General features: G+C 62.3%; 15 protein-coding genes. 9 read left to right on the top strand and 6 right to left on the bottom strand.

What is annotated here, in order from left to right:
- Positions 1-21 precede the first annotated feature (21 nt).
- From HFO99_RS27080 to HFO99_RS27060, 5 genes are all read left to right on the top strand, one after another.
- Entirely contained in the window at positions 22-402 is a 381-nt protein-coding gene (locus tag HFO99_RS27080; protein ID WP_222364723.1) for a DUF2255 family protein, read from the top strand.
- 65 nt (positions 403-467) lie between these two features.
- Positions 468-1,451: an aldo/keto reductase gene (locus tag HFO99_RS27075; RefSeq protein ID WP_222364721.1), complete on the top strand. Its 984-nt coding sequence runs from the start codon at positions 468-470 to the stop codon at positions 1,449-1,451.
- Positions 1,452-1,553: 102 nt separating this feature from the next.
- The gene (locus tag HFO99_RS27070) at positions 1,554-2,021 is read left to right on the top strand and encodes a cupin domain-containing protein (protein ID WP_409994947.1); all 468 of its coding nucleotides are present in this window, start codon (positions 1,554-1,556) and stop codon (positions 2,019-2,021) included.
- Between the two features lie 53 nt (positions 2,022-2,074).
- On the top strand, positions 2,075-2,854 hold the full coding sequence (locus tag HFO99_RS27065) for a carboxymuconolactone decarboxylase family protein (RefSeq protein WP_222364719.1): 780 nt from the start codon (positions 2,075-2,077) through the stop codon (positions 2,852-2,854).
- Positions 2,855-2,997: 143 nt separating this feature from the next.
- The gene (locus tag HFO99_RS27060; RefSeq protein WP_222364717.1) at positions 2,998-3,891 is read left to right on the top strand and encodes a LysR family transcriptional regulator; all 894 of its coding nucleotides are present in this window, start codon (positions 2,998-3,000) and stop codon (positions 3,889-3,891) included.
- An 82-nt stretch (positions 3,892-3,973) separates the two neighbouring features.
- On the opposite strand, the gene HFO99_RS27055 is transcribed toward HFO99_RS27060, so the two are convergent.
- The gene (locus HFO99_RS27055) at positions 3,974-4,879 is read right to left on the bottom strand and encodes a LysR family transcriptional regulator (protein ID WP_222252923.1); all 906 of its coding nucleotides are present in this window, start codon (positions 4,877-4,879) and stop codon (positions 3,974-3,976) included.
- 322 nt (positions 4,880-5,201) lie between these two features.
- Between HFO99_RS27055 and HFO99_RS27050 the strand changes: the two genes are divergently transcribed.
- From HFO99_RS27050 to paoC, 4 genes are all read left to right on the top strand, one after another.
- A complete protein-coding gene (locus tag HFO99_RS27050) occupies positions 5,202-5,501 on the top strand; it encodes a superoxide dismutase (RefSeq protein WP_105005946.1) in 300 nt (99 codons plus the stop codon).
- Between the two features lie 148 nt (positions 5,502-5,649).
- Positions 5,650-6,339, top strand: coding sequence for a type 1 glutamine amidotransferase domain-containing protein (locus HFO99_RS27045; RefSeq protein ID WP_222252924.1), 690 nt, complete (start codon positions 5,650-5,652; stop codon positions 6,337-6,339).
- 15 nt (positions 6,340-6,354) lie between these two features.
- The gene (locus tag HFO99_RS27040) at positions 6,355-7,347 is read left to right on the top strand and encodes an amidohydrolase family protein (protein WP_222364716.1); all 993 of its coding nucleotides are present in this window, start codon (positions 6,355-6,357) and stop codon (positions 7,345-7,347) included.
- A 254-nt stretch (positions 7,348-7,601) separates the two neighbouring features.
- Complete coding sequence (paoC, locus tag HFO99_RS27035) at positions 7,602-9,812, top strand: aldehyde oxidoreductase molybdenum-binding subunit PaoC (protein ID WP_222364714.1); 2,211 nt, start codon at positions 7,602-7,604, stop codon at positions 9,810-9,812.
- A 36-nt stretch (positions 9,813-9,848) separates the two neighbouring features.
- On the opposite strand, the gene HFO99_RS27030 is transcribed toward paoC, so the two are convergent.
- The 5 genes from HFO99_RS27030 to HFO99_RS27010 all read right to left on the bottom strand — a co-directional run bounded on the left by HFO99_RS27030 (position 9,849) and on the right by HFO99_RS27010 (position 16,901).
- Positions 9,849-10,928 (bottom strand): ABC transporter ATP-binding protein, encoded by a 1,080-nt coding sequence (locus tag HFO99_RS27030; protein ID WP_222364711.1) that lies wholly within the window; start codon positions 10,926-10,928, stop codon positions 9,849-9,851.
- A gap of 31 nt (positions 10,929-10,959) precedes the next feature.
- Complete coding sequence (locus HFO99_RS27025) at positions 10,960-12,009, bottom strand: carbohydrate ABC transporter permease (RefSeq protein WP_222364708.1); 1,050 nt, start codon at positions 12,007-12,009, stop codon at positions 10,960-10,962.
- The gene (locus tag HFO99_RS27020; protein WP_221989833.1) at positions 12,006-13,043 is read right to left on the bottom strand and encodes a carbohydrate ABC transporter permease; all 1,038 of its coding nucleotides are present in this window, start codon (positions 13,041-13,043) and stop codon (positions 12,006-12,008) included. The genes HFO99_RS27025 and HFO99_RS27020 overlap by 4 nt, the downstream gene beginning before the upstream one ends.
- Before the next feature lie 11 nt (positions 13,044-13,054).
- Positions 13,055-14,314: an ABC transporter substrate-binding protein gene (locus HFO99_RS27015; protein ID WP_222364707.1), complete on the bottom strand. Its 1,260-nt coding sequence runs from the start codon at positions 14,312-14,314 to the stop codon at positions 13,055-13,057.
- A gap of 64 nt (positions 14,315-14,378) precedes the next feature.
- Positions 14,379-16,901: a hypothetical protein gene (locus HFO99_RS27010; RefSeq protein WP_222364706.1), complete on the bottom strand. Its 2,523-nt coding sequence runs from the start codon at positions 16,899-16,901 to the stop codon at positions 14,379-14,381.
- Positions 16,902-16,935 lie beyond the last annotated feature (34 nt).

Genomic DNA, 16,935 nt, shown 5'->3' with positions numbered 1-16,935 from the left:
TAGCCAAAGCGGAGAGCGACGATGAACTGGTCGGATGACGAACTCAGCAAGATTGATCAGGCCGACGATGTGAAAATCGCACCGTTTCGCGAAGATGGCTCCACCTATGGCACTCCGACCTGGATCTGGGAGGTCGTCGTCGATGGCGCGCTCTACGTGCGCGGCTACCATGGTCAGAACTCCCGTTGGTATCAAGCCGCGGCTCGCCAGAAGGCCGGGCGGATCATCGCGGCCGGCATGACGCGGGATGTCGCATTCGAGCAAGTTGACGGTCCGATCAACGATCGCATCGATGACGCCTATCGCGCCAAATACGGCAAGAGCCAGTATCTCGCGCCAATGGTCAGCGCCCGAGCACGCGCGGCAACCGTCAGGATCACGCCGCGTGAGGAAACTGCCTGACGCCGGTCGGATCCGCGTGGCGTCGTCAGTAGCCATCCAAACCAACTCGAGGAAGGAGATGCAAGATGATCACGCGCAGATTAGGCCAGGGCCTGGAGGTCTCCGCCTTGTCGCTGGGCGCCATGGGCTATGGCAAGGCCCGCGAGCTTCCCGACCGGGCCGAAATGATCGACCTGCTTCGCACCGCCGTCGAACGCGGCATGGATTTTTTCGACACCGCTGAAGTCTACGGCCCCTGGACGAACGAGGAGATGGTGGGCGAAGCGCTTGCCCCGGTTCGCGACAAGGTCAAGATCGCCACGAAATTTGGCTGGGACATCGACCAGGAGACGGGCAAGCACCGTGGTGGCGTCAATAGCAAGCCGGCGCAGATCCGCCGCGCCATCGAGGGCAGCCTAAAGCGCCTGCGCACCGACCACATCGACCTCTACTATCAGCACCGTGTCGATCCAGACGTGCCGATGGAAGATGTAGCCGGCACGGTCAGGGAGCTGATCGCCGAGGGCAAGGTGCGGTGGTTCGGGCTGTCCGAGGCCGGTGCCCAATCGATACGCCGGGCACATGCGGTGCAGCCGGTGGCCGCGTTGCAGAGCGAATATTCCTTGTGGACCCGCGAGCCGGAGGCCGAAATCATCCCGACGATCGAGGAACTCGGCATCGGGCTCGTGCCTTTCAGCCCTCTCGGCAAGGGATTTCTGACCGGCAAGATCGACCTCAACACCACATTCGACAGTTCCGATATCCGAGCCGGAATCCCCCGCTTCTCCGAGGAAGCGCGTCTTGCCAACCTGAAGCTGGTCGAGCTGATCGGCAAGATCGGCAAGAAGCATGGTGCGACGCCGGCGCAGGTCGCGCTAGCCTGGCTGCTGGCGCAGAAGCCCTGGATTGTTCCGTTGTTCGGCACGCGCAAGCTCGAACGGTTCGAGGAGAATATCGGGGCGCTGAACGTCCCCTTGGACAAGGCCGATCTCGACGAGATCGAGCAGGCCAATATCGTTATTCATGGCGCTCGTTATCCCGAAGCCATGATGCGCCGATCCGGGCTCTAGTCCCGCCGTTGCTGTGAACGAGACGCAATCAAGGCTCCGCTTTAATTTGCGGGAGCACGATTTGCGGACGGTCAGCCGAAATCATAAATGGAGATGGAAACGATGAAGAAGATACTTGCAACGGCATTGCCTCTCGCCCTCATGGGTGTGGAACCCGCATCCGCCGAAGGCGTCGCCGTCTCGCCGAACGGCTCCCGCGCCCACGCCATTGGACCTGCCCAGAATTTCACCGGCCATGTCTTGGTCGAGCCGCTGTTTGCCGTCGATCAGAACAAGCGCTCCATTGGTGGTCACGTGACTTTCTCGCCGGGCGCCCGGTCGGCCTGGCATGTCCATTCCACCGGGCAAGTTCTGATCGTCACGGACGGGGTTGGCTGGATCCAAGAAGATGGTGGCGCCAAGCGCGAAATCAGGGCTGGTGACGTCGTGTGGACGGCGGCAGGTGTCAAACACTGGCACGGCGCCACGGCCACGACCAGTATGCGTCACATCTCCATCACCTTCCCGGATGACCCAGCAGTTCCCGGCGGCTGGATGGAGCATGTTATCGACGAGCAGTACCTTAACTGATTGGCCAAGCGTCGACGCCGGGTCGGCAAGCATTCAGTCGCCAGGAGATATCGATGAAGAGAATTATAGCTGCCACGGCGATCTCGCTCACGATGGGTGAGCCTGTTTTCGCTCAGGAAGGAACGGGAGGCGGAGCTATGCCAGGAAGCGCATCGTCATTGCCGGTCAGCGACATTCAGTCCGTGTCGCCCGCGCTTGGCCGCTATGCCCAGGAAGACGTGATCGGAAATCTGTGGCAGCGGCCGCAACTGTCACGCCGCGATCGCAGCATCGTCACGCTGGCCGTGCTGATCGCCCGAAACCAGGCAATCGATCTGAAGCACTACGTCGACGTCGCTCTCGATAACGGGGTGACCCCGACCGAAGTCTCCGAGATCATCACGCATCTGGCTTTCTACGCGGGCTGGTCGAACGCGATGTCGGCAGTCGCCGCGACCAAGGACGTCTTCAAAGATCGGGGCATCACGGCCGATCAGCTGCCAGCAGTCTCTCCGCAACTGCTCCCGCTCAACGAAGAGGTCGAGCGCCAGCGTGCCACCGGCGTCGAGAAGAATGTCGGTCCGATCTCTCCGGGGCTGGTGCAGTTTACGACCGACCCGCTGTTCCTCGATCTCTGGCAGCGGCCGGGCCTTGCACCGCGAGACCGCAGCCTTGTGACGGTCAGTTCGCTGATCGCATCGGGCCAGAGCGCCCAGATCACCTATCACCTCAACCTCGCCATGGATAACGGCCTGACCGCCGACGAAGCCGGCGAGGTCGTTGCTCATACGGCCTTCTACGCCGGCTGGCCGAACGCCTTTGTCGGAGAGGTGCTGCGCAGCCGGACGAAATGAGGCTCCAACCCGCAGCAAAAGCCTGTCGGTTCCACGCAAAGCTGATCCGGCGTTCTTGCTGCTCCAAAGCTCCCAGGCTTCATTGCTACCATTTCATAGGCAGGCGTTTATGATGAGCGTCGGTCTATGAGGAGGAATCATCAGTGGAGCGCCAGAATATCAACGACCTGATGGTGTTCCTGGTGGTTGCGAGGGAGCGCAGTTTCACCAAAGCCGCAGCCAAGTTCGGCGTCTCGCAGTCGGCGCTGAGCCATACGCTCCGTCAGCTCGAGCAGCGGCTGGGCGTGCGGCTGCTGACGAGGACGACGCGCAGCGTCTCGCCGACCGAGGCAGGCGAACGGATGCTGCAGAGCATCGGTCCGCTTTTCGACGAGATCGGATCTGCGCTCGATGGGCTCAACATTCTTCGGGACCAGCCGGCGGGCACCGTCCGGCTGACTGCCGGCGACTATCAGATCCAGTGCTACATATGGCCGAAGCTTCGGGCCTTTCTCCAACAATATCCCGACATCAGGCTCGAACTGGACGTGAACTACGGTCTGCAGGACATCGTCAGCGAGGGCTACGACGCGGGCGTGCGCTTCGGCGAACAGATCGCCAAGGACATGATCTCGGTGAGGATCGGGCCGGATGTTCGTTTCGCGGTCGTCGCCGCAGAATCCTATTTTGCCTCACGCGATATTCCAACACATCCGAAGGACCTCATGCAGCACAGGTGCATCAATCTGCGCCTGCCCACCTATGGCGGTCTCTATGCCTGGGAGTTCGAAGAGAACGGTCGCGAGATTAAGGTTCGGGTGGACGGACAGCTGGTCTTCAACACGATCTACAACGTTCTTGAGGCGGCTCTCGACGGTTTCGGCTTCGCCTATGTCCCGGAAGATATCGCCAAGCTCCATCTTAGAACCGGTCGCCTCCACCGGTTTCTGGAAGATTTTTCGCCCTATTGGGAGGGTTTCCATCTCTATTACCCAAGCCGGCGCCAGTCTTCCCCCGCCTTTTCCCTTCTCGTGAACGCGTTGCGTTATTCAACGTGAGCGGCTGCGACGACAGAGTGGCGAGCCGCTTTTTGCACCGTTGCGCGGCTCCTGCGGGAAATGAAGCGCAAAGGGATCCGCTTCAGACGACGAAACGCTTCGGCAATTCGGTGGCGAGCGCATCGATCGCCAGTCGCGACCGCAACGGCAGATATTGGGTGGATGGCCACACGGCGTAGCATTCCATCGCCGCCCTCGGTCGATCGGTCCAGAGTTCGACCAGTTCGCCTGCCTGCACACGGTCATGGATCAGCCAGTAGGGAAGCCAAGCGAGGCCCATCCCATCGACGGCGGCATCGGCGATCACTTCGAGATCGTCAAAGCGCAGTCTTGAAGTGACCGACAGGTCGATGAGAGCACCGGTCGCATCGGGAAGCTGCCAGGTCAGGCCATAATCGTTGCGCCAGTATACGAGCGTGTCATGTTCTGGCAAATCCGCCAGAGAATGTGGCTCCCCTCGTGCGGCAAGATAGGCTGGAGAGGCGCAGAGCGCCTTGCGTGGGCTGACCAGTCGCCGGGCGTGGAGCGCGGTTCCGTTGCCTAGAACGCCATTGCGCACCGCCAAATCGAAGCCGTCGGCGATCAAATCGATCTGGCGGTCACTAAAGCTGAGTTCGAGTTCGAGCCTCTCGTGCTGGCGCGCATAGGCACGCAAGATGGGCGCGGCGCAGTAGCGGCCAAACAAGACGGGCAGCGACACGCGCAACTTGCCGACGACCTCACGCCGCCCGGATTCCAGGAGAGATTCGCCTGCGCGCAGTTCCTCGATCGCACGCACACACCGCTCGTAATATTGCTGACCATCTTCGGTCAGGCTCTGCGTCCGCGTGGTCCTGTGAAACAACCGGACGCCCAAGCGCTCCTCGAGACGCGCGATGGCCTTACCGACTGCGGAGCGCGTCAACGACAATCGCTCGGCGGCTTTAGCAAAGCCGCCCGTCTCGACTGCCTCGACAAAGACTTGCACCCCATCAAACCTGTCTCGCACCAAGCGGATCCTCGCGGAGAGTGGCCCCGTCGATTGGAGAACCTCAGGAACCAAAGAAGAGAAAAACGATTTCTAATCGTCAACTGCATTCTACGATATAAGGCCGGCCAAGCAAACGATATTTTCATGGCAACCACGGCAGCACAGACGACCTCAACCGGCTCGGAAGCTGGTTTGGTGTCATAACCCAATCGAAGACTGACCAGGCGCCGGATGTCGCGCCTGCCGGAAGCGATCTCAGGACGGCGGGCCACCTCGGCCGTCCGCGTGGCCGAGACCGTGCGCCCGCCTGATCCATCTTTCTCAACCAAGGAATCCTGCCATGAAACTGCTTTGCCTCGATATTCCCCAGCCCGATGCCAGCCTGGAAAAATACCAGCCGCATATGTCGGATGAAGCCCGGCACGCCTGGCAGATGTACAAGGGTGGCATCATCCGCGACATCTATTTCCGCCAGGATCGTCCGGGTGTCGCCATCATCGCCGAATGCGAATCGGTCGAAGCCGCCAAACAGGCCCTGAGCGAATTCCCGCTGGCCAAGGCCGGGCTTCTCGACTGGGAGGTCATCCCGCTTGGCCCCTTCCTCAACTGGGAAGCGCTGTTTGCGCCCGGCAACGCCTGAGATTCCTTGTCCGCGATACAACGGAACAGTTTGCGCCCGCTCGCGAATTCGGCGGGCGCAGCAGAGCCTGCGAGCGTATGTTGAAGAGCGATATGAACTCCGCGTCGTCGTCGACATGGCCTCGCTCAATTCCTGAGGAGCCAAGACAATGGCAAATAACATCAAGCCCATCCTTTGCGTGGTCACCAGCCATCCGATCAGAGGCGACACCGGCGAGCCGACTGGCTTTGCGATGGTCGAACTCACCCATCCGCTCGAGGTTTTCCGCGCGGCCGGCATCCCGGTCGAGATCGCCTCGATCCGGGGCGGCCATCCGCCGATCGACTTCTTCGACCTCGCCGATCCGGTCAACGCCCGCTTCTGGAAGGACCGGGAGTTCCGCGATGCGCTCGCCCACTCGCTCATCCTCGACGAACTCGATCCCTCCCGCTACTCCGCAGTCTTCTTCGCCGGCGGCCACGGCACGATGTGGGATTTTGCCGACAGCCCGGCTGTGCAACGCGTGATCCGCGATATCTACGAAACCGGCGGCATCGTCTCGGCGGTCTGCCATGGCCCCGCTGCATTCGTGAACGCAACGCTCTCGGACGGCAGCCATTTGGTCGCGGGCAAGAAGCTCGCCGCCTTCACGGACGAGGAAGAGGCGGAGGTCAAATACACCGATGTCGTGCCTTATCTGCTGGCAACGACCCTCAAGGAGCGAGGCGCGCTGCATCAGCCGGCGCCGAACTGGACGGAGAAGGTGGTGGTCGATGGCCGTCTGATCACAGGCCAGAACCCGGCGTCCGCACACGGCGTCGGCCAGGCGATTGTCGATCAGCTCACGCAGAAGTCCTGACGAAGGAATTCACCAATGAAGATCATCGCAATCGAAGAGCATGTCCTGCCCGATGAGGTGAAGCATGGGTGGAACACGATACCCGGCGCCGACGACGGAACGCTTGGGCTCAATCCGGGTTTGCTCGGCGAACGGCTGGCGGATCTTGGAGAGCAGCGGCTGGCTCTGATGGACGAGACCGGCGTCGATGTGCAGGTTCTCTCGTTGACGACCCCGGGTCTCAACAATCTCGGCCATCATGGCGTCGATCTTGCTCGTCGCGCCAATGACATTCTGGCCGGCGCTGTTTCGGCTCACCCATCCCGCTTCCAGGCGATGGCGGCTCTCTCCTTTGCGCAACCGGACGAGGCGGCGCGAGAGCTGCGGCGAGCCGTCGAGGAACTCGGCTGCAAAGGTGCCGTTCTGTTCGGCCGGGTCGGCGACAAGAATCTCGATCATATGATCTTCGAGCCGACATTCGCCAGCGCAATGGAGCTCAATGTCCCACTTCTGATTCACCCGCAGATCCCGCAGACGAGCATTCGCGACACCTATTATGCGGGCTTTGGCGCCCCCGTCGATCTCGCCCTGTCCACGTTTGCCCTCGGATGGCATTTCGAGGCAGGCATCCAGTTCGTGCGTCTGATCCTGGGCGGCGTCTTTGACCGTCACCCGAACCTCCAGGTCATCCTCGGGCACTGGGGTGAGCTGGTGCTGTTTTATCTCGAGCGGCTCGTCATGCTGGATCGGGTGTCCAAACTCCAGCGGCCATTCCTCGACTATGTCCGCAATAACCTCTATCTGACGGCCAGCGGCATGTTCAGCCCCGCCTATTTGCGGCAGGCGATCGATGCGGTCGGCGTGGACCGCATCCTGTTCTCGACAGACTACCCATACCAATATCGCCCCGGAGGCGATGCGCGGCGATTTGTCGAAGGTCTGGAGCTTAATGCCCTTAATGCCGCCGACAAGGCGAAGTTCGCGCATGCGAATTGGGAGCGCCTCACCGCAGGCCGCTTGCTCGCCTGATCTCGGCAGGAAGCTCCCGTTTCGTGAGGCAGACTCATAAAGTCTTGCAATTTGCCGCCGGTAATCCTTTCCGATGCGTGACCCATTTTACTCACGTGAGCGATCCACTGGTTCGCCCTGAGCACGAGTCCCAGCATCGACTATTCCGGCTGACGGACTGCTGAGGGCGCGGAGCCGCGAGTCAAAAAACCGTTCAAGCTGTTGTTGGCGGAGCGGACGCTCAGCAACGTGATAGCGCAATTGAGGGCTGATCCATGAAATTCGACACACCTGCAGGACCGAACCCGATCGACCGGATGACCGTCGTCGGCCAGCCTCACAACCGCTTCGAGGCAGAGCTCAAGACGACTGGGACGGCGACTTACGCCTACGAATATCACGGCGTCGCAGCAAACGCTGCCTACGGCTATATCCTTGGCGCGGCAATTGCCAAGGGCCGGATCTCTTCAATCGACACCCGACGCGCCGAGGCCGCACCCGGCGTGCTGGCCGTCATTACTCACCGCAATGCCGGTCCGCTCGGTGTCGGCAAATTTTATGTCCAGCGCATGATGGCTGCCCCTGACGTCGATCACTACCATCAGCCTGTTGCAGTCGTGGTGGCCGAAACCTTCGAACAGGCACGCGCGGCTTCCTCGCTGATCCGCGTGGACTATGCGCGCAGCCCGGGCCGATTCGATCTCGCCGAGCAACTGGACAGCGCGCCGGTTGCACCGCAGATGGAGTTTGGTGGACCGACCGAGACGCAGGTCGGAGACTTCGACCAGGCTTTCGCAGCCGCGGAGGTGAAGGTTGACGAGACCTATACTGTTCCCGACCAGGCGCATGCAATGATGGAGCCGCATGCGACGATCGCGACCTGGGATGGCGATCGGGTGACGTGCTGGACCTCAATTCAGCAGATGAATTGGGGAACCCGGGATCTCGGACTCATTCTCGGCATTCCGCGCGAAAAGGTTCGGCTGATCTCACCCTTCATCGGCGGCGGCTTCGGCGGCAAGGGCACGGTGCAATCAGATCTGGTGCTGGCGGCCGTTGCCGCGCGAGTGGTGCGGCGACCGGTGAAGATCGCGCTTCAACGTCCGATAATGTTCAACAATACGATCCATCGGCCGAAGACCATCCAACGGATCCGGCTCGGCGCCTCGCGCGACGGTAAGCTGACGGCGGTCGGGCATGAGAGCTGGTCGGGCAATCTCGCCGGCGGCCGCACCGAGCCGACCACCCTTTCGACACGGTCGCTCTACGCGGGAGCGAACCGGATGACAGCTGTCCGGCTGGCGACGCTCGACCTGGCCGAGGGCAATGCCATGCGCGCGCCGGGAGAGGCGCCCGGTTTGATGGTGCTCGAGATCGCCATGGACGAGATGGCAGAGAAGCTCGGCATGGATCCGGTCGAGTTCCGCATCTTGAACGATACCCAGGTCGACCCGGAAAATGCCGATCGGCCTTTTTCCTCGCGTCCCTTCGTTGAATGCCTGCGCACGGGCGCCGAACGCTTCGGATGGAGCATGCGCAAAACTGAGACAGGTCAAGTCCGCGATGGTGACTGGTTGATCGGCATGGGCATGGCGGGTGCGATCCGCGGGGCACCGATTTCAAAGGCCGGAGCGCGGGTTCGTCTCGATCGCCAGGGCATGCTGACAGTCGAGACCGACATGACGGACCTTGGCACCGGCAGCTACACGATCGTGCAGCAGACGGCGGCCGAGATGATGGGTCTGCCAATCGACCGCGTAGTGGCAAAGCTCGGGGATTCGAGCTTTCCGGAGACGCCGGGATCTGGAGGACAGCAGGGTGCGCCTTCGGTCACCGCAGGCGTCTATGCTGCCTGCACGAAGCTGCGAGCGGTGGTCGCCCAGCGTCTGGGCTTCAACGCCGCAGAGGCTGAGTTCATTGGCGGTGAGGTTCGGTCCGGAAATCGAAGGGCGCTGCTCGCCAGCGCTGCCGCCGATGGCGATCTCGTCGCCGAAGACGTCATGGAATTCGGCGATCTGGCGAAGCGCTTCGCGATCCAGACCTTCGGGGCGCATTTTTCTGAGGTCGGCGTCGACGTCTGTACCGGCGAAATCCGCGTTCGCCGCATGCTCGCAGTATGCGCCGCTGGCCGCATCCTCAACCCCAAGACCGCGCGCAGCCAGGTGATCGGCGGGATGACGATGGGTATCGGGGCGGCCCTGATGGAAGAGATGGTGGTCGATAAGAGATCCGGCTTCTTCGTCAATCACGATCTCGCCGGCTACGAGGTTCCGGTCCACGCCGACATCCCTCATCTCGAGGCCATGTTCCTCGACGAAGTAGATCCAGCGATATCGCCGGTGAAAGCGAAAGGCGTCGGGGAACTGGGACTGACGGGTGTCGCGCCGGCCGTCGCAAATGCGGTCTACAACGCAACCGGCGTGCGGGTGCGGCAATATCCGATCACACTGGAGAAATTGCTCGATCGGTTGCCTTATCGCGAGTGATAGTCCCGGCGCAATGACAAGATGTCTCAAAGGACATCAGGATAGACGCCGACCGTCCTCGCCGAAGAGGTGCAGCACGTCGGGGTCGAGATGCAGCGGCAGGCCGTCGCCCGATTTCATCCGCTGCTGGCCGGCAAAGACCGCAATCAGTTTCTTCCCGCCTGCGTCGGCGTGGACGACGGTCTCCGAGCCCAGTTCCTCGACAAGAGTGACGCGGGTATCCAGTCTGCTCGCTGAACCCGCATCGGCAAGGGTGATGTGTTGGGGGCGAATGCCGATGCTGACCCTCTCGCCCGCTGGGCGTGCCTCCTTGGCAATGACGGAAAGGCGATGGCCGCCGACGGTTTCGACTTCAGCGAAACCGCCCTCGTGACCGACAATCGCACCTTCGAGGAAATTCATGTGCGGCGCGCCGATGAAGCCGGCGACGAAGCGGTTGGCCGGCTTGTTGTAGAGTTCCAGCGGTGTTCCCACTTGCTCGATTCTGCCGCCTCTCAGCACGACGATGCGGTCGGCAAGCGTCATCGCCTCGACTTGATCATGGGTGACGTAGATCATCGTCGCCTTCAGGCGGGCGTGAAGGGCCGCCAGTTCGGCACGCATGCTGACCCTGAGTTCGGCGTCGAGATTGGACAAGGGCTCGTCGAGCAGGAATGCATCCGGCCGGCGGACGATGGCGCGGCCGATCGCCACGCGTTGGCGCTGACCGCCGGAAAGCTGACCCGGACGCCGCTGCAGGAACGGCTCTATCTCCAGCATGCGTGCGGCGTCCGCGATGCGCGCTTCGATCTCGGCCTTCGCCACCTTGGTGTTCTCGAGACCGAAGGCGAGGTTTTCCCTGACGCTCATATGCGGATAGAGCGCATAGGACTGGAAGACCATGGCCAGGCCGCGATCGGCGGCGCTGATAACGGTAACATCCTTGCCGTCGATGGCGATGCTGCCGCCAGTCGGCTTGTCGAGGCCGGCGATCAGGCGCAGCAGCGTCGATTTTCCGCAGCCGGAAGGGCCGACGAAAGCGACGAACTCGCCGTCGTTGACCTCAAGCGAGACATCGCGAATGACCTCGACGGCGCCGAAATTCTTGACGATGTTCCTGAGCTCAAGCCCGCTCATGCGCTCTCCTGTTTCTTATTTTAAGGTTGGCCTATTTGAGCCCCGAGCCGGCAATGCCCGTGGTGATGAAGCGCTGCAGGAAGACGAAGATCAGCACGACCGGGATCATCGAGACGACGGTCATGGCGAGGATATAATGCCATTGCACATTGAGCTCGCCGGCATAGACGTTGAGGCCGACTTGCAGCGTATAGAGTTCCTTGCGCGAGAGTACGATCAGCGGCCAGAGGAAGTCGTTCCAGCGCCAGACGACCGAGAAGATTGCCAGCACGGCGAGAGCCGGCGCCGACAGCGGCAGGATGATACGCCAGTAGATCTGCCATTCGCTGGCCTTATCCATACGCGCGGCATCGAGCAATTCGTCGGGGATCGTCAGCATGTATTGCCTGAGCAGGAAGACCCCCGTCGGGGTGGCGACCGTCGGCAGGATGACACCCCAGAGGCTGTCGAAGAGGTTCAGCGTGCCGATGACGGAATAGAGCGGCACGACGATGACCGAGAGCGGCACCATCAGCGTTGCCAGGATCATCAGCATGACGGCGGTGCGGCCGGGGAACTGGTATTTCGACAGCGCGAAGGCGGCCATGGAATTGACGAGCAGCGTAATAGCCGTCGCCACGACGGTGACGAAGACGGAGTTGCGCAGGAACAGGAAGAAATCGAAGCGCTGGAACGGTTCGGTGTAGTTGCCGCCGGCGAATTCGACCTGACGCACCGGTGTGCGGTCCTTGATATTCGCCTTGACGATTTCACCCGGCTGTTTCGGATCGACCATCTGGCCGATGATGCCGATGCGGCGGACTTCGGCAAGCACGCGGGTGCTGCCATCCGGCATCGCGACATTATAGAGCGGCAACGGCTTGTCGTAGCCCGGCACCACTGCCTGCTCGGTGACGTAGGGCAGGAAGGACGGCGGGAATTCGGCAAGGGCCGCCGGCGTCTTGAAGGAAGAGAAGACCAGCCAGACGGCGGGGCCGAACATCAGGAAGACGCCCGAGATCAGCCAGATCCAGGTGACCACATCGGTCCAGTGCCAGCCGCGGCCGCGGCGGCGGAGCAGGAAGGCAGAGGCTGCGCTCATTGGCGTGCTCCCTTCTTCTCGTTGCGGCTACTGACGCCGAGCTGGACGAGCGTCAGGATGACGAGCACGATGCCCATCAGGATCGAGGCGGCCGAAGCCAGTCCCGGATTGCGCAGCGAACTCGCAAAGCCGGTCTCGTAGATATATTGGGTGATGTACATGGTGCTGGTGCCCGGTCCGCCGCCGGTGAGCACGAAGACCTCGTCGAAAATCTGCACGGCGCGGATCAGCGCCAAGACCAGCACGACGATGAGGTTCGGCATCAGAAGCGGCAGGGTAATGCGCCGGAAGATGCGGGTCGGGCGGGCGCTGTCCATCGCCGCCGCCTCGTAGAGATCGCGCGGGATCGCCTGCAGGCCGGCGAGCAGGATCAGCGCATAAAAGCCCATATGCGCCCAGACCGAGACGAAGACGGCAAAGAAGAAGGCCCAGAAACGATCGCTGAGCCAGGAGAAGGGTTCGAAGCCGAAGGGGCTCAGCGCATAATTCAACAGGCCTTCGCGCTGCAGGATCCATTTCCAGATCAGGCCGACGACGACGGGCGACAGCAGCACCGGGAAGAAGAAGACGGCGCGCCAGAAGCCGCGATTGGAAAGCTCGCGGTTGAGAATTAGCGCCGTTGCGAGCGCCGCGATCAGCATCACCGTGACCTGGAAGACGACGAAGACGGCGGTGTTGCGCACCGCCGCCCAAAACGTGTCGGCGGCACAGGTCGAGGGATCGAGATAAGAGCGGCAATCGAAGAGGATGCGGTACTGGTCGGCGCCGACATAGGTCCGGTTCTGCAGGAAGATGGCGCTGCCGCTCGTCGTCGAATAGATGAAGTTGATGACCAGCGGCAGCAGCACGAAGACGGTGAAGATCAGCATGTTGGGCGCCAGGAAGACGCCCGCCATGCCGTTCAGCCCCGTCAGCTTCTGCCAGCCACGCATGGGAATGTCGACGAGCCCCATGGCAAGCCGGACAGGCGTCAAGAGCGCCTGCCGCAGACCGTTTTTGACCGGTGGTTCAGAAGAAGCCGTCTTCGCCGTCATCTGTTCTTCCGTCAGTTGCCGGCAACCTTGGCCTTGATGTCCTCGTCGATGCGGGCATAGGCGTCGTCAAGCTTCATCTCGCCGGCGATCACCTGGCTGATGCGGGCGACGATGGCGCTGTAATAGGCATCCGACCACTTCCAGCCGGGCAGCTTCATGGCGGGTGCCGCCGTCTGGCCGGCCGCTTCGACGAAGGCCTTCAGCGCCGCCTGCACATGCGGATTATCGGTCTTGAAGTCCATTTGGCCGGCGGCGACGCCCTTATGCGCCGGAATGAACAGGCTGCGTTCGGCAAATTCCTTCTGCACGTCGGCACCTGCCAGGTAATCCATCACCTTAGCGACGTCCTTCGGGTTCTTGGTGTATTTGACGGCGACGAGACCGGCGCCACCCTGCATGCCGGAGCATGCGGCCGTGCCGCAGGGGCTGCCCGCCATCACCCAGTCGAAACTGTCGCCAATCTTCTGGGCAAAGCCCGAAACCTGCCAGCTGCCCGAATAGAGATAGGCAAGGCCGCCATTGATGAAGTCCTCGGCGGCGGAGCGGTAGGTGGTGCCGGCAGCACTCACCCAGACGTCCTTGTTGATGGTGCCGTCCTCGTTCCACTTGACGAAGCGGCTGAGGAAGTCCTTGGCGCCCTGATCGATCGGCGCCGGCTTGCCGTCGGCGGCGATGTAATTGGCGCCGTAGGAGATGTTCGGGCCGGAGACGCGGTGGCCGGAGCGGTCGATCGCCATGGCGAATACCTTCTGGCTGTCGGCAACCTTCTTGGCCGCCGCCGCCCAGTCGTCCCAGGTGGCTTTCGGGCCAGGGATCTCGACGCCGGCTTGTTCGAACAGCGTCTTGTTGACGAAGCCGCCGGTCAGCGTCAGCTGGGTCATGAAGCCGGTGATGGCAGTCGAGCCGTCCGGACGCATCCAGTCGGCCTGGGCGCCGAAATTATCCTCCCAATATTTCGCGTCGGTGAGGTAGGGGCGAAGATCGAGCCAGTGCTGCGCCGGCGCCTTCAGATTGGTGAGGCGGGCGATATCCGGCCCCTGCCCGGCTTCGAGCTGCACCGGCAGCTGTTCCTTGACGACGTCGTAGGAGACCTCGTCGAGGATGACGTTGACGTCGGGATTGGCCTTGGAGAAGCGCGAGAGCAGGTCCTTGATGACCTCGCCTTCGCCGCCGTCCGAATACCACATGATGCGTACGTCGCCGGCATGGGCGGCAACGGAGCTCAACAGAACTGCGGCAAAAGCCGCGCCGACCGATTTCATTCTAGTCATCTTTTCCTCCTCTGATCGATCAATTCCTGCGTCCGGCCGGTCCTCCACCTGCCGGACACGTCGTCTACGAGGCCGCGCGCCGAGGCTGCCTGCCCGGTATCTCCAGATGTACCGCGTCTCCCCGCACCGACCAGTCCGGCGGGCGAAGAATACGGCCTTCGGCACGCACGGTGCCGTCCTCTTCGAAGACGACCCGGCCATAATCCGGATCGGCGACGATCAATGCGCCCTTGTCGTCTCGCCGCGCCGAAAGCGTGGCGAAACGCGCCTGCATTTCGTCAAGGCTACCCTCGCGCCCGAGATCGGAGAGACGGACGATCCAGCGGCCGTTGCGGCCGGCCAGACGCAGCTCGACATCCGTCGTCGGGCCTTGCTTTACCGGCTCCAGTGCGCCGTTGCCGATCAGCATCGCAATCCCATTGCCGGAGCGGGCGAGCGCCAGATTGCCGTCGACCACCGTGTCGTCGAAAGCCTCGAGCGGGAACCAGGCATGGGTGAAATCCGGCTGTCCCTCGTGGATCTCGAAATCGAGGATCGCCAGATCGCGATACTGATGCACACGCGGCAGCGTTCCGCAGCCGCCCCAGAAGCTCGGCCGGCCATAACCGAACTGGATGGTTTCGCCTGGATGATTGATCCAGATCTGCGCTTCCGGCCGATGACCCAGACGCAGATGCAGCACTGTTTCCTGATAGCCCCAGGCGCCGGGACGATAATGGGCGATGGTGCCGAGCGCGGTGTCACGGGTCTTATAATGATAGAGGGCGGCAAAGCGGTTCTCGCCCTGGGAAAAGGTCCATTCCTGCGCGTCGTCGGACTGGTGCGCGGCGATCGCAGCCAGCGTTTCTGGAAAACGCAGGCCGTGATCGCGAATGCAGACGGCAAGCTGGGGCAAAGCGTGGACGCGCCGGCCGTACCAGCCGCGGGCCCAGAGCAGCCGGGCAATGGCGGAGAGTTCGACCGAGCGGCCGGGGCGCAGTGTATGTTCGTAGGAGCGGCCCTGGCTGCCGGTCAGCATGCCGTGATGGGCCGAGCGGGCGACGATCTCCATCAAGCGGACGATGCTGGCACTCGCCCGGTTGCGGATCGTCTCGTCCGGCGCGCAGGCGGCCAGCGCCGTCAGCCCCTTGAGATCGATCGGGAAATAGGGAACGGAATTCCATTCGGCCATTTCCCAGCGCTCGAAATGATCGAGCCAGGCGCGGACACGCTCCTCGCCGACCTGCATCTGCTCGGCGCCAGTCCGGCCGGAGCGAACGAAGACGGCATCGGGGAAAAGCCTGCCACCGAGATAGGCGGCGGTATGGAAGAGAAGCGCGTGATTTTCCGAGAAATACCACTGAACGTCGTTGCCGGGCTCATCCATCCAGTAGCGGTAATTGAGGACGGCGTGCTCGATCCTGTCGCGCAGCGCGGGTGACAGTAGATCGCTCCAGCGCGTATAGGCAAAGAGCAGCGGCACCAGCACGAAATCGGCGCAGTCGCGACAATCCTCGATGACCGGCAGCATCGCCGAGATCATCGCCTCGGTTTCCTTGCCGCCCTGCCCCAGCGCAAGACGCGCGAAAGCGCAGACCGTGTCGGGCTCGGAATGGGCGGCGACCTCGGCCAGCGCCTCGGCGACGCGGTCCTCCAGGGCGGCGGGTGCCTCCCCCTGTCGCTCGGGATGACAGATCTCGACTCCGAGCGTGCGACCGAGCGAAAGCGCGCCTGTTTTGAAGGTGATGCGGAAATGGCGGAAATCGGCGGGCATATCCGCCGAGGTTCCGAGCGCCAGTTTCGTTGCTCCCGCTTCCAGCTCGAAATCATAATCGAAGCGCTCGATCGACATGAAGTCGCCTTCGATCTCGACATGGCAGCTCAGTGCCACCGGCAGCGGCGCGGTGAAGAGGATGGTCACGTCTTCGCCCAGATAAGCGGTGCGGTCGAAGCGCATGCCTTCAAGGATCGCCTCCAGCGCATCCGCATCACCGGCGGCGATGGGAACAGGCAGGGCAGTTTCAACTTCCGGCCCTTCGACATAGTCCAGCTGGAAATAGAAGCGGGCGTCGCGCTCGGCGAGATCGTCGAAATAGACGCGGATCTCGTTGAGGCCGGCCGCCAGTTCGACCTCGAAGAGCTGCTGGGCTTCGAGATTGCGCTGATAAGGCGCCATGAAGCCCTGCTCGCGGCCATTGACGAAGAGGATCGCGCCACCGCAGGTCGACAGGCGAAGCGTGGCACGCCCCGCCGATTGAGCATCGAGGAAGGTACGCGCCCAGCAGCCGATGCGTGTCGGGCGAAACCAGAAGCCGGAGAGATCGACACGCGGTGAGGCAAAGGGAAGCCACCAGCGGACGGCATCGAATTCGGCTGTCGGCTGCGGCCGCCGGCCGGAGAAGGATTTTTTGAATTCGGTGCGGCAGGGATATTCATGCGGAATGAAGTTCTTCGTCTTGGTGACGAAGAAAAACGGATCCATGCTGCCTTCCATCGGACGGTCGGCGACGTCGTAGCGCTGCTGCCACAGGTCGGCGAGCTGCCAGTAGACGATCGGGCTAGCCTTGGCCGTTGCACGGCGGAGATGGGATTGCTGCTCGGCGGTCATTGCTTCAGACCGCCCTAGAACAGCTAGAGCATGA

Source organism: Rhizobium leguminosarum, assembly GCF_019798305.1.
GTDB lineage: Bacteria > Pseudomonadota > Alphaproteobacteria > Rhizobiales > Rhizobiaceae > Rhizobium > Rhizobium leguminosarum_U.
Note: the sequence above shows the minus strand (reverse complement) of the source record. Positions and strands in the feature narration are given on the sequence as shown.